The organism is Stenotrophomonas sp. GD03877, assembly GCF_029840555.1.
Classification (GTDB): domain Bacteria; phylum Pseudomonadota; class Gammaproteobacteria; order Xanthomonadales; family Xanthomonadaceae; genus Stenotrophomonas; species Stenotrophomonas geniculata.
Genome location: NZ_JAOCCT010000001.1, coordinates 145,380 through 157,754 on the forward strand (window position 1 = coordinate 145,380; position 12,375 = coordinate 157,754).

Below are 12,375 nucleotides of genomic sequence, written 5' to 3' on the forward strand. Positions count from 1 at the left end.
GCTCTTGGTAGGTGCCGAGCTTGCTCGGCACGCGCCCCGGTCCGGCGCCGCCTCAGGCCTCGCGCAGGGCCAGTGCCGGTGGCGTATGCAGGATCGCCCGCGTACCCCACCAGCCCGCCAGCAGGCTCAACCCGATACCGACCACGCCGCCGATCAGCAGGCCCGGCCACGGCGGCAGCAACGGCAGCTCGAAGACCTTCTGCGAGACCGCCACACCGATGGCGGCCGCCGCCCCCACTGCCAGCAACGCGGCCAGGGTGCCCAGCGCGCCGAATTCCACCAGCACCGCGCCGCGCAGCTGCCGCCGGGTCGCGCCCAGCGTGCGCAGCACCGCGCTGTCGTAGCGACGCTCGCCGGCCGTGGCCTGCAGCGCGGCCAGCAGCACCAGTACGCCGGCCAGCAGGCTGAACACCATCACCAGCTGCACCGCCTGTGCCACCCGTTCCATCACATCGCGCACCTGCGAGATCACCGCATCCACGTCCAGCAGCGACAGGTTGGGCTGCGCGCGTACCAGCTCGCCCAGTCCGGCTGCCTTGCCGGCCGGCAGATGGAACGCCGACAGCAGGTTGTGCGGGGTGTCGCCCACCGCATTCGGGTTCAGCAGCACGAAGAAGTTCGGCCGGAAGGTGTTCCAGTCCGCCTTGCGCACGCTGGTGACGGTGAACTCGCGCTCCTGTTCGCCCACGGCAATGGCGATGCGGTCGCCCGGATGCACGCCGTAGCGTTTGGCCCAGCCGATCTCCACCGAGGCTTCCGGCGCGGTGCTGTCGGCCTTCCAGAACGTGCCATTGACCAGCGTATTGGCCGGCGGGAAGGTGCTGCGCCAGCTGAAGTTCAACGGCCGGTTCTCGTCATCGTCATCGCGCTGGCCGCCCTGCGCCGGTTGCCCGTCCTGTCCGGGCTCGCGATCCACGCGCAGCGGCGGCTTGCCGTTGATGGCGATCAGGCGCCCGGTGGCCATTGGTTCGATGCTGGCGTCATTGGCACCCAGCCCACGCAGCGCTGCCAGCACGCTGTCGCGTTGCTCGGGCTGGATGTTGATCAGGAAGTAGTTCGGTGTATCCGCAGGCAACCGCTCGCGCCACTGCTGCAGCAGGCCGGGACCGGTCACTGCCAGCAACAGCAGCGCACACAGCGACAGTGACAAGCCCACCAGCTGCATCACCGCCAGCATCCGGCGCCGGGTCAGCGCCGCCAGGCCCAACCGCCAGTGGCCGTGCAGGCGATGCTGCAGGCCGCGCATCAACTGCAGCAGCACGAAACCGACCACGCCGGCCGCCACCGCCAGCCCGCCCAAGCCCCCCAGCACCCACAAGGCCAGCTTGAGGTCGCCGGTGACCTGCACCGCCAGCACCAGGCTGGCCCCCAGCGCGGCCACATAGGCCAGCAGCGAGGCCGGTGGCTGCGTGGCGAAGGAACGGTTGAGTACGCGCATTGGCGGCACCCCGCGCAGGCGCAGCAGCGGTGGCAGGCCGAAGCCGAACAGCAGCAACAGGCCGATGCCGGCACCGGTCAGCGCCGGCATTGCCTCCGGCAGTGGCAGGCGCTGCGGCACCAGGCTGCCCAGCACCTGTACCAGCCCTTCCTGGGCGGCCATGCCCAGGCCGATGCCAAGCGCACAGGCCGGTACTGCCAGCATCAGCAGCTGCAGTGCCAGGCCGAGCAGGATGTCGCGCTGGCGCGCACCGAGGCAGCGCAGGATCGCCACCTGGTCGATGCGGCGCAGGGCGAAGCGGTTGGCCGCCAATGCGGTGGCCACGCCCGCCAGCAGCACCGCCAGCAGCGCGCTCAGGCCGAGGAAGCGGCCGGCCAGGTCGAAGGCCTGGCGCACGCCGCGCTGGGTGTCATCTACGCTCAGCAGGCGCAGGCCCTTCACCTGTGGCAGCAGCCACTCGCGCAGGGACGCGATCTGCCCCGCCGGTCCCGCAAACATCAGCCGGTAGTTGATGCGGCTGCCGGGGCCGAGCAGGCCGGTGCCCTCCACGTCAGCACGGTTGACCAGCAGGGTGGGGGATAGGGTCAACAGGTCGCCACCGGCATCCGGCTCGGCCTCGATGATGCCGGCGATACGCAGCGTGCCGGCGCCGAATTCGAGGTCATCGCCGGCCTTCAGCCCCAGCCCCTGCAGCAGGCGCGGGTCGGCATAGGCCTGGCCCTTGGGGGGCATGCCGGCCTCGGCGATCAGCGCGCCACCGGGCGTGCTGCGCACCCGCAGCGTGCCGCGCAGTGGATAGCCCGCCTGCACCGCCTTGATGCTGGCCATCTGGCTGGCATCACCGTTGAACAGCACGCTGCCGAAGCTGGCGATACGGGTGAAGGCCAGTCCACGCCGCTGCGCCTCGTCGGCGAACGCCTGCGGCGGGTCATCGCGCCCGGCAATGCCGAGGTCACCGCCGAGCATTTCCGCTGCGCTGCCGGTCAGTGCCAGATTGACCCGGTTCACCAGCGTGCCGACCGCGGTCATCACTGCCACGCCCAGCACCAGTGCGGCGAACACGGTCAGCAGGTCGCCGGCCAGCGCCTCGCGGCGCAGCGCGCGCCACGCGTGCCGCAGCAGGTTCATGCCTGCGCCCCACGCTCGACCGGCAGCAGGCGGCCATTGTCGATGCGGTGGATGTACTGGCAACGCTGGGCCAGGCGCAGGTCGTGGGTGACCAGCACCAGCGTGGTGCCGCTGCTCGCGTTGAGTTCGAACAGCAGGTCGCTGATGTGCTGGCCGGTGGCGTGGTCCAGCGAGCCGGTCGGTTCGTCGGCGAACAGGATGCGTGGGCGGGTGACGAAGGCGCGCGCCAGTGCCACGCGCTGCTGCTCGCCGCCGGACAGCTGGCGCGGGTAGTGGCGGGCGCGATGGGCCAGGCCGACCTGGGCCAGCACTTCATCGACCCGTACGCGGTCCTCGCGCCCGGCCAGCTCCAGTGGCAGCGCCACGTTCTCGGCGGCGGTCAGCGCCGGCAGCAGGTGGAAGCTCTGGAACACGAAACCGACCTCGCGTGCGCGCAGCTGGGCACGTGCTTCCTCATCCAGTGCCGCCAGATCCTGCCCGGCGAGGCCTATGCGGCCGCGGCTGGGCAGGTCCAGCCCGGCCAGCAGGCCGAGCAGGGTGGTCTTGCCGGAACCGGAGGCGCCGACGATGGCCGCGCTGGTGCCTTCATGGACGGTCAGGGTGATGTTGTCCAGTATGTGGACTTCACCCTCCGGGCCCTGCACGGATTTGCCGACCTGGTCGACGGCGATGGCAACGGACGCGCTGCGGGGGGACAGGCTGTCGATGAGGAGACTCCAATGCGCAAGACGGGATGGAGCCGGCGAGCCGGCGTGATGATGGTGCTGCTGCTAGGGTTCCTGCTGCTGCCCGGGCTGGCCTGTGCCAAAGGTCCGGCCGGCACCGTGCTGGTCCTGGGCGACAGCCTCAGTGCAGCCCACAATATCCCCGTCGACGCCGGCTGGGTCAGCCTGCTGCAGCAGCGGGTCAGGCAGCAGTCGAAAACCCCGGCACGCATCGTCAACGCCAGCATGAGCGGGGAAACCACCGCCGGCGCGCTGACCCGCCTGCCGGGCCTGCTGGCGAAGGAAAAACCGACCGTGGTGGTGATTGCCCTCGGCGGCAATGACGCGCTGCGCGGACTGACCCCGGCGCAGGTGCAGGGCAACCTGGAAAAGATGGTGCAGGCCAGCCAGAAGGCCGGGGCCAAGGTGCTGCTGCTGGGCATCGATGTTCCGCCCAACTACGGCCCGGCCTACCGCCAGCGCCTGGCCGCGGCCTACAAGGCGCTGGCCACGCAGTACAAGGTGCCGCTGCTGCCGTTCCTGCTGGAGGGCGTGGCCCTGCAGCCGGGCATGATGCAGGCCGATGGCCTGCACCCGACCGCACAGGCGCAGCCGAAGGTGCTGGACAACGTCTGGCCGCTGCTGCGCCCTCTGCTCTGAACGATTTACTTCCCTCTTGACGGAACTTCACATCGCGTCCACCGTCGATCCGGCATGTTTCACAAAGCTGAAGTTAGAGGGAATCACATGCGTCAGACGAAGGAGACCTCCGGCTTGGTGCTGGTGGTCGAAGACAACCGCAACATCTCCGAGATGATCGGGGAATACCTGGAAGGTCGCGGCTTTGAAGTCGACTATGCACAGGACGGCCTGGATGGCTACCGCCTTGCGGCGGAAAACAGCTATGACGTCGTGGTGCTCGACTTGATGTTGCCGCGCCTGGATGGCATCGAAGTGTGCCGTCGCCTGCGCAACGATGCGCGCAAGTCCACCCCGGTGCTGATGCTCACGGCACGCGACACGCTGGACGACAAGCTCACCGGCCTCGGTTTCGGCGCCGATGACTACCTGACCAAGCCGTTCGCGATCCAGGAGCTGGAAGCCCGCCTGCGCGCGCTGATCCGCCGCGAACGTCGCCAGGTGGGGTCGGAAGTGCTCAAGGTCGCCGACCTGGTGCTCGATCCGGTCAGCATGCGTGCCACCCGTGCCGGTACCGAGCTGCAGCTGTCGCCGATCGGCCTGCGCCTGCTGACCATCCTGATGCGCGAATCGCCGCGCGTGGTCACCCGCCAGGAGATCGAACGCGAGATCTGGGGCAACGGCCTGCCGGATTCGGACACCCTGCGCAGCCATCTGTACAACCTGCGCAAGATCATCGACAAGCCGTTCGACCGTCCGCTGCTGCATACCGTGCAGAGTGCCGGCTACCGCATTGCCGACATCGCCCAGCCGATGGCCTGAGCAGGTCCGCGCCGGTGCAGCCTCAGGCCGGGCCGGGCTGCGGCCCGGCACAAGGGCAGGGGATGATCGTCCGGCAGTGCCGCCGGTCATCGCCCGTGCATCCCAACGGCGCGGTGCGCTGCCTATAATCGCAGCGCTCTGACCGGGACTCCGCAATGCCGCACGGCCTGCCGCGCAAGATCCGTATCGCTTTCATCCTGCAGGCAGTGCTGGCCAGCCTGGGCATCCTGCTCGGTGCGTGGCTGGTTTCGCTGGTGATCAAGCACAGCCTGGTCGGCGCCGCCCTGCGCGAGGAGGCGGCGTACTTCTGGACGCTGCACGAGGCCTCGCCGGTACAGCCTCCACCCAACACCCAGAACATCCGTGGCTACCTGCTGGAAAGCGGGCAGTCGGCCCTGTCGCTGCCGGCCAACCTGCGCAATCTGGAACCCGGCTTCCACGAACTGCCCAAGGACGACCAGCTGGTGCTGGTCGATGTGCGCCCGGCCGGCCGCCTGTACCTGGTGTTCCTGCGTTCGCGCGCGGAGATGCTGGCGTTCTGGTTCGGCATCGTGCCGGTGCTGCTGACCCTGCTGGCGGTGTATGGCGCCAGCTGGGTGACCTATCGGGCCTCCAAGCGCCTGGTGTCGCCGGTGAACTGGCTGGCGCGGCGCGTCTCACGCTGGGATCCGGGCCACCCGGAGGCAGCCGACCTGGAACCGAACAAGCTGCCGGCGGACATGCAGGGCGAGACCCGGCAGCTGGCGGCCGCACTGCATTCGCTGGCCAACCGGGTCAGCGCGCATGTGGCGCGCGAGCGCAATTTCACCCGCGACGCCAGCCATGAACTGCGCACACCGCTGACCGTCATCCGCGTGGCCAGCGACATGGCACTGGGCGATGACAGCCTGGAGCCGCGCCTGCGCCGCAGCCTGCAGCGCATCCAGCGTGCCGGCCGTGACATGGAGGCGGTGATCGATGCCTTCCTGATCCTGGCACGCGAGGCCGACGTCGAGCCTCAGGTCGAGCTGTTCGACGTCAACGACATCGTCCGCTATGAAGTGGACAACGCCAACGAACTGCTGGGTACGCGCCCGGTGTCGGTGCACCTGCACAGCGATGGCCCGGTGCAGCTGCATGCGCCGCCGCGGGTGCTGCAGGTGGTGGTCAGCAACCTGGTGCGCAACGCCTGCAGCTACACCGACGAAGGGCGCATCGACGTGCATGTGCACAACGACCGGGTAGTGGTGCGCGATACCGGTATCGGCATGTCGGCCGACGCGCTGTCGCGGGCCTTCGAGCCGTTCTACCGTGCCGAGCCGAGCCGTCCGCAGGGCACCGGCCTGGGCCTGTCGATCGTGCGCCGGCTGTGCGACCGCTTCGGCTGGAAGGTCAGCCTGGCCAGCGAGCCAGGCCAGGGCACCGAGGCCACGGTGGTGTTCCGCTGACGCGGCACCTGCTGCCTCGGTAGATGCCGACCTTGGTCGGCGCTTTCAACAGGAGTCACGCCGGTGCCCGATGCCAACCAAGGTTGGCATCGACCGGAAGGCGTGCGCGTGGCGCCTCTGCGGCGTCCGCAGTCCCTAGTTGCAGTTGACCTTCGGCGCCAGCGCCCTGGCCCAGATCGCATAGCCGGCCGGGGTCATGTGCAGCATGTCCTCGCGGAACAGCGACGCATCCGGCTGGCCATCGGTGCCGAGCATGGGTGTGTAGACGTCGGTGAAACCGGTATTGGGCAGCTTGGCCAGGGCGGCCTTGATCAGCGCGTTGGCTTCGTTGATCGCCGGCAGCAGATGCGCACGCGACGGGCTCGGCTTGATCGACAGGTACTCGACCCTGGTCTTCGGCAGGTCGCGATGCACGCGCTGCACGAAGGCAACCACATCGTCGCGCACCTGCACGGCGCTGCGGCCGCTGTTGAGGTCGTTGTCACCGGCGTAGAAGAACACCTTGCACGGCGCATACGGCACCACGATGCGGTCGGCATACCAGGTGCTGTCGCGCACTTCCGAACCGCCGAAGCCACGGTTGAACACCGGCTGGCCGGGGAAGTCGGTGGCCAGGCTCTCCCAGAAGCGGATGGAGGAGCTGCCGATGAACTCGATGCCACCGCGCGGCGGCGGGCTGGCCTGGTCGGCGCTGGCGAAGCGGGCCATGTCGCCGGCCCAGGCCACGTTGGAGACCTGCTCGGGCACGCGCGGCGGCTTGGCCGGGCTCAGCGCCTGGGCCAGGGGGGCGGCGGTCAGCAGGCCCAGCATCAGCAGGCAGGTACGGCGACGGGACATCAGGCGCTCCAGCAGGGAAGGGGACAGCCATCATAGAAGCTGGGGCGGGCCGGGGCTTGCCCCTGGCAGTCCATTCACCGGGCCGGTGCCGGGATGCGGCTGGCGGCCTTGTGGCAAAATGGCGGCCATCTGCCTATCCCTGTGCACCCATGATTCCCTGCCGTGCGTCTGAGCGGTCGCTGCGCCGCGCCCCTGTTGCTGGATGTTCCACCCGTGGCTGATCAGTTCGGCCATCTGCCCCGCGGCCCGCGCCGCATCGTCCAGGCCGCCCGCTGGTCCTGGCAGGGCCTGCGCGCCGCCTGGCTGCACGAGTCCTCGTTCCGGCTGGAGGTCTACCTGCTGATCCTGCTGACCCCGGTCGCGATCTGGCTGGGCCAGACCCCGGTCGAGCGCGCGCTGCTGATCGGCTCGATGCTGCTGGTGCTGGCGATGGAACTGGCCAACTCGGCCATCGAAGCGGTGATCGAACGTTACGGCAGCGAGATCCATGAGCTGGCCGGCCGCGCCAAGGACATGGGCTCGGCGGCGGTCTTCGTGCTGATGATGAACGTGCTTCTGTGCTGGGCGCTGGTCGTGGTCCCGCATGCAATGGCCGGCAATTACGGCTGATCCCTCATTCCCCCCTTGTTGAAGACTTCCCATGTCCCTTGAGTTTCTTGCCGATCCGAATGTCTGGTTGACCCTGTTCACGCTGAGCGCGCTGGAAATCGTGCTCGGCATCGACAACCTGGTGTTCATCTCCATCGCCGTCAGCAAGCTGCCAGAGCACCGCCGCCCGTTCGCGCGTCGGCTCGGCATCGCGGTGGCCTGTATCACCCGTATCTGCCTGCTGGTATCGCTGGCGTACCTGGCGCACATGCAGGCGAACCTGTTCACCGTGGCCGGCATGGGCATTTCCATCCGAGATCTGGTGCTGATCGTTGGTGGCCTGTTCCTGATCATCAAGGGTTGGATGGAGATCAAGGAAATGATCACCGGTGGCGAGGATGAAGATCCGAGCACGACCAAGACCTCGGCCGTGTTCGGCTATGTGATCGCGCAGATCGCGGTCATCGACATCGTATTCTCGCTGGACTCGGTGATCACCGCGGTCGGCATCGCTGACCACGTGCCGGTGATGGTCGCCGCGATCCTGCTGTCGGTGGCGGTGATGCTGCTGGCCGCCAACCCGCTGGGCCGCTTCATCGATGCCAACCCGACCGTGAAGATGCTGGCGCTGGCCTTCATCCTGCTGATCGGTGCGGTGCTGATCCTGGATGGCCTGGATGTGCACATTCCCAAGCCCTACATCTACGCTGCCATGGGCTTCTCGGTGCTGGTGGAGTGGCTGAACCTGCTGATGCGCCGCCGCGCCCGCGAACACAATGTGCCGGGTGCCGGCAACTGGTAAGCGCGCTGCTGGCGTGTGAGTCCCTCAGAACCCCCGGCCTGGCCGGGGGTTCTGCGTTGTGGGGCCCGGTTCCACACCGGCGCTGCGGCTTTTGCATCTGCAGCGGGGTTGCTGCCGCCACTTGTGAACCAGGATCAACAGTGTTTTCCCGGGGCGAGGCTTAATCCGGAACAGCAGAGCGCGCAGGCTACGCACTCCCGATTCCCGCCCCCAGGAAAACCTCCCATGAATTCCAGAGCCGCCTTGCTGGCGCTTGCCGTCGGCGCCTTCGCCATCGGAACCACCGAGTTTGCGCCGATGGGCCTGTTGCCAGTCATCGCCGACGGCGTGGGCGTGGGCATTCCCACCGCCGGCATGCTGATCACCGCCTACGCCGTGGGCGTGATGCTGGGGGCCCCGGTAATGACGCTGCTGATGGGACGGTTCGGCAAGCGCACCGCGCTGATGCTGCTGATGTCGATCTTCGTGGTCGGCAACCTGCTCTCGGCACTGGCCCCGAACTACGGCCTGCTGCTGCTGTCGCGTCTGGTCACCAGTCTCAATCACGGTGCCTTCTTCGGCATCGGTGCGGTGGTCGCCGCCAGCCTTGTGCCGAAGGACAAGCAGGCTGCTGCCGTGGCCACCATGTTCATGGGCCTGACCATCGCCAACATCGGTGGCGTGCCGCTGGCCACCTGGGTGGGCCAGCAGCTGGGCTGGCGCCTGTCCTTCGCCGGGACTGCGGTGCTGGGCCTGGTCGCGATCACCGCGCTCGGCTTCGCGCTGCCGGCGTCTGCGCCGGGTCCGCGCCCGGACGTGCGCCGCGAATTGAAGGCGATCCTGCAGCCGCAGGTGCTGCTGGCGATGGCCACCACCGTGCTTGGCGCGGGCGCGATGTTCACCCTCTACACCTACGTGGCGCCGGTGCTGACCGAGTTGACCGGCGCCTCCAATACCTTCATCGCGATCTCGCTGGCCCTGATCGGCATCGGCTTCACCCTCGGCAACGGTATCGGCGGGCGCATGGCTGACTGGTCGCTCGATGGCGCCACCCGTATCCTGCTGGCTTCCCTGGCGGTGCTGATGTTCGTGCTGCCGCTGGCCTTCATGAGCCACGCCACCGCGGCGCTGGGTGTACTGCTGTTCGGTGCGGCGACGTTCGCCATCGTGCCGCCGCTGCAGATCCGGGTGATGCAGGCGGCCAGCGAGGCGCCGGGGCTGGCGTCATCGATCAACGTGGGCGCGTTCAACCTGGGCAATGCGCTGGGGGCTGCGCTGGGCGGGGCAGTGATCAGCCTGGGCCTGGGCTATGCGGCCATTCCGGTGGCCGGTGGCCTGCTGGCGGCATCCGGTTTGGTGCTGGCATGGCTGGGGCGTCCGCGCACTGCGGTGGCTGAAGCCTGCTGAGGGGTGTTGGATTCCGGCAGGGCTGCGCCCTGCACCCGCAGAGGCAACGTCAAAAGCTGGGCTACTGAGGGATGGCGGGGCGGGTCCGGTGGCGGGGGACGCCGTAAACCCGTCCCTGGGGGCTTGGCCGCGGCATCCATGCCGCGGACACCCCCGCCACCGGACCCACCCCGCCTTCGACAGTCTTCCGCGATCTGTCGGAATGCGTTCTGCGCTGCTGTTGGTAGGTGTCGATCTTGGTCGACACGGTAGATCCACGCCATGCGTGGATGGCAGACACCAGGAATGTCTGAAGGGTCGGCTTTTGCCTTTGGCTCTTCTTTTGATCTTCCCGCGGTGCGCAGAAAACTGTCCATGGCCGGGAGGGTGGGTCGGCTGGGGGCGTGAGCCGCATGGATGCGGCGACCGAGCTTACATGGACGTACTTGCAGCGGCCCCCAGCCGACCCACCCTCCCGGCCCATCCCCGAGCTGGCTGGACCACACCGCGGAGGGGGGCCGCGCCCGATGGCCGGTCTTTCACCCGAACCATGGCATGCTCGGCGCCAAGCCCACCCGGAACCTCCGCCATGCGCCTGTTCACCCGTGTCCTGCCCCTGATGCTGCTGGCTTCCCTGCTGTCCGGCTGCGGCTACAACGCCATCCAGCAGAAGGATGAAGCGGTCAAGGCCAGCTGGTCGGAGGTCATCAACCAGTACAAGCGCCGCGCCGACCTGGTGCCCAACCTGGTGCAGACCGTGAAGGGCTTCGCCAGCCAGGAAGAGCGCGTGCTGACCGAAGTGACCAACGCCCGCTCGCGTGTCGGCCAGATCAATGTCAACGCCGATGACGAAGCCTCGCTCAAGCAGTTCCAACAGGCCCAGGGCGAACTGGGCAGCGCGCTGTCGCGGCTGCTGGTGGTCACCGAGAACTATCCGCAGCTGAAGTCCGACCAGAACTTCCGCGACCTGCAGGCCCAGCTGGAAGGCACCGAGAACCGGGTCACCGTCGCGCGTGGCCGTTACATCCAGCAGGTGCAGGACTACAACACCTACATCCGCTCGTTCCCGCAGGTGATCACCGCCAAGCTCTTCGGCTACAAGACCAAGCCGAACTTCACCGTGGACAACGAAGCGCAGATCTCCAACGCGCCGGCGGTCGATTTCGGCAACGCGCCGCAGCAGCCGGCGCCGCAGCCGGGCCACTGACCGATGCGCCTGGCCACTGCGCTGCTGGCTCTGCTGCTGTGGCTGCCGCTGGCGTCGCAGGCGCAGCAGCTGGCGCCGATTCCGGCGCTGGATTCGCCCGTGGTCGATACCACCGGCACGCTGGACGCCACGCAGAAGCAGGCGCTGGTACAGCAGGCGATTGAACTGCAGCAGCGCAAGGGCAGCCAGCTGCAGGTGCTGGTGGTGCCCACCACCCAGCCGGAAGACATCGCGCAGTACACCACGCGCGTCTTCGACCAGTGGCAGATTGGCCGCAAGGGCGTGGATGACGGCGTGCTGCTGGTGGTGGCCAAGGATGACCGGCGCGTGCGCATCGAACCCGGCTACGGCTTGGAAGGCGCGATCCCCGATGCCATCGCCAACCGGGTCATCCAGGAATACCTGGTGCCGCGCTTCCGCAGCGGCGACTACGCCGGTGGCATCACCGACGCCACGGCGGTGCTGGTCAAGCTGATCGACGGCGAAACGCTGCCGGCACCGGTCAGCGGCCATCGCGGGCGTGATCCCAGCGGTGGCGGTGATACTTGGTTCCTGGCGCTGTTCATCGGTGTGTTCGCCGGCAGCATCCTGCGCGGCGTGTTCTCGCGGGTGCCGCGTCCGCTGCGTGGCGTGCTCGGCGGTGCCGGTGCAGCCCTGGCGGCGTTCCTGTTCACGTCCACGCTGCTGGCCAGTGGCCTGGCGGGCATCGTAGGCCTGATCGTGGCCATGCTCTCAGGACACCCGGGCCGCTTTGCCGGTGGCGGTGGCTGGGGCGGTGGCAGCTGGGGCGGGGGCGGCGGCGGCGGCTTCGGTGGCGGATTTGGCGGCGGCTGGGGAGGCGGTGGTGGCCGCTCCGGTGGTGGCGGTGCTTCGGGGGGCTGGTGATGATCCAACGACTGTGTCGTCATGTGTTTTCGCCGTCGGTACGGCGCGCGTTCCCGCCGGCCACCCTGCAGGCGATCACCGAGGCCATCGCGGCCGGTGAGCAGCGCCACGGCGGGCAGGTGATGTTCGCGGTGGAAGCGGACCTGCCGCTGGCCGCGCTGTGGCACAGGGTCACCCCACGCCAGGCCGCCGAGCATGCCTTCGCGCGCCTGCGCACCTGGGATACCACCCACAACAATGGCGTGCTGATCTACCTGCTGCTGGCCGACCACGCCATCGAGATCGTCGCCGACCGTGGCCTGCACGGCCGGGTCAGCCCGGCGCAGTGGCAGCGGGTCTGCACCCACCTGCGCGAGGGCCTGCGTGGTTCCCATCCGGTGGAAGCGCTGCAGGATGCCATCGACGAGGTCTCCAGCCTGATCGAAGGGCACTTTCCGGCCTCGACGCGGTCGAACGATGACGCGTTGCCGAACTCGCCCCAGCTCCTTGGTTGAGCCGGGGCGGCACTGGCCCGAGAATAGGCGTTCAACCGC

12 protein-coding genes are annotated in these 12,375 nt (G+C 68.4%); 9 read left to right on the plus strand and 3 right to left on the minus strand.

From position 1 onward, the window contains the following. Positions 1-52 precede the first annotated feature (52 nt). Entirely contained in the window at positions 53-2,566 is a 2,514-nt protein-coding gene (locus N5D20_RS00580; RefSeq protein WP_279914671.1) for an FtsX-like permease family protein, read from the minus strand. Further along, positions 2,563-3,210, minus strand: coding sequence for an ATP-binding cassette domain-containing protein (locus N5D20_RS00585; RefSeq protein WP_010481858.1), 648 nt, complete (start codon positions 3,208-3,210; stop codon positions 2,563-2,565). The genes N5D20_RS00580 and N5D20_RS00585 overlap by 4 nt, the downstream gene beginning before the upstream one ends. 75 nt (positions 3,211-3,285) lie before the next feature. Here N5D20_RS00585 and N5D20_RS00590 point away from each other — a divergent pair, with 75 nt between their 5' ends. From N5D20_RS00590 to N5D20_RS00600, 3 genes are all read left to right on the plus strand, one after another. Beyond that, positions 3,286-3,930: an arylesterase gene (locus N5D20_RS00590; protein WP_043398033.1), complete on the plus strand. Its 645-nt coding sequence runs from the start codon at positions 3,286-3,288 to the stop codon at positions 3,928-3,930. A gap of 87 nt (positions 3,931-4,017) precedes the next feature. Beyond that, complete coding sequence (locus N5D20_RS00595) at positions 4,018-4,731, plus strand: response regulator transcription factor (protein ID WP_002811889.1); 714 nt, start codon at positions 4,018-4,020, stop codon at positions 4,729-4,731. 155 nt (positions 4,732-4,886) lie between these two features. Then, a complete protein-coding gene (locus N5D20_RS00600) occupies positions 4,887-6,158 on the plus strand; it encodes a HAMP domain-containing sensor histidine kinase (protein WP_049399778.1) in 1,272 nt (423 codons plus the stop codon). Positions 6,159-6,293: 135 nt separating this feature from the next. Here N5D20_RS00600 and N5D20_RS00605 read toward each other — a convergent pair whose 3' ends face one another. After that, the gene (locus N5D20_RS00605; protein ID WP_279914673.1) at positions 6,294-6,995 is read right to left on the minus strand and encodes an SGNH/GDSL hydrolase family protein; all 702 of its coding nucleotides are present in this window, start codon (positions 6,993-6,995) and stop codon (positions 6,294-6,296) included. A gap of 213 nt (positions 6,996-7,208) precedes the next feature. On the opposite strand from N5D20_RS00605, the gene N5D20_RS00610 reads away from it, so the two are divergent. The 6 genes from N5D20_RS00610 (at position 7,209) to N5D20_RS00635 (ending at position 12,336) form a co-directional block, all read left to right on the plus strand. Further along, positions 7,209-7,604, plus strand: coding sequence for a diacylglycerol kinase (locus tag N5D20_RS00610; protein WP_010481854.1), 396 nt, complete (start codon positions 7,209-7,211; stop codon positions 7,602-7,604). Between the two features lie 31 nt (positions 7,605-7,635). Then, on the plus strand, positions 7,636-8,385 hold the full coding sequence (locus tag N5D20_RS00615; RefSeq protein ID WP_010481853.1) for a TerC family protein: 750 nt from the start codon (positions 7,636-7,638) through the stop codon (positions 8,383-8,385). Positions 8,386-8,610: 225 nt separating this feature from the next. Next, positions 8,611-9,771, plus strand: a complete 1,161-nt coding sequence (locus N5D20_RS00620; RefSeq protein ID WP_279914675.1) for an MFS transporter — start codon at positions 8,611-8,613, stop codon at positions 9,769-9,771. Between the two features lie 568 nt (positions 9,772-10,339). Further along, positions 10,340-10,957: a LemA family protein gene (locus N5D20_RS00625; protein ID WP_019336335.1), complete on the plus strand. Its 618-nt coding sequence runs from the start codon at positions 10,340-10,342 to the stop codon at positions 10,955-10,957. Between the two features lie 3 nt (positions 10,958-10,960). Then, complete coding sequence (locus N5D20_RS00630) at positions 10,961-11,842, plus strand: TPM domain-containing protein (protein ID WP_279915041.1); 882 nt, start codon at positions 10,961-10,963, stop codon at positions 11,840-11,842. After that, positions 11,842-12,336 (plus strand): TPM domain-containing protein, encoded by a 495-nt coding sequence (locus N5D20_RS00635; RefSeq protein ID WP_012479191.1) that lies wholly within the window; start codon positions 11,842-11,844, stop codon positions 12,334-12,336. The genes N5D20_RS00630 and N5D20_RS00635 overlap by 1 nt, the downstream gene beginning before the upstream one ends. Positions 12,337-12,375 lie beyond the last annotated feature (39 nt).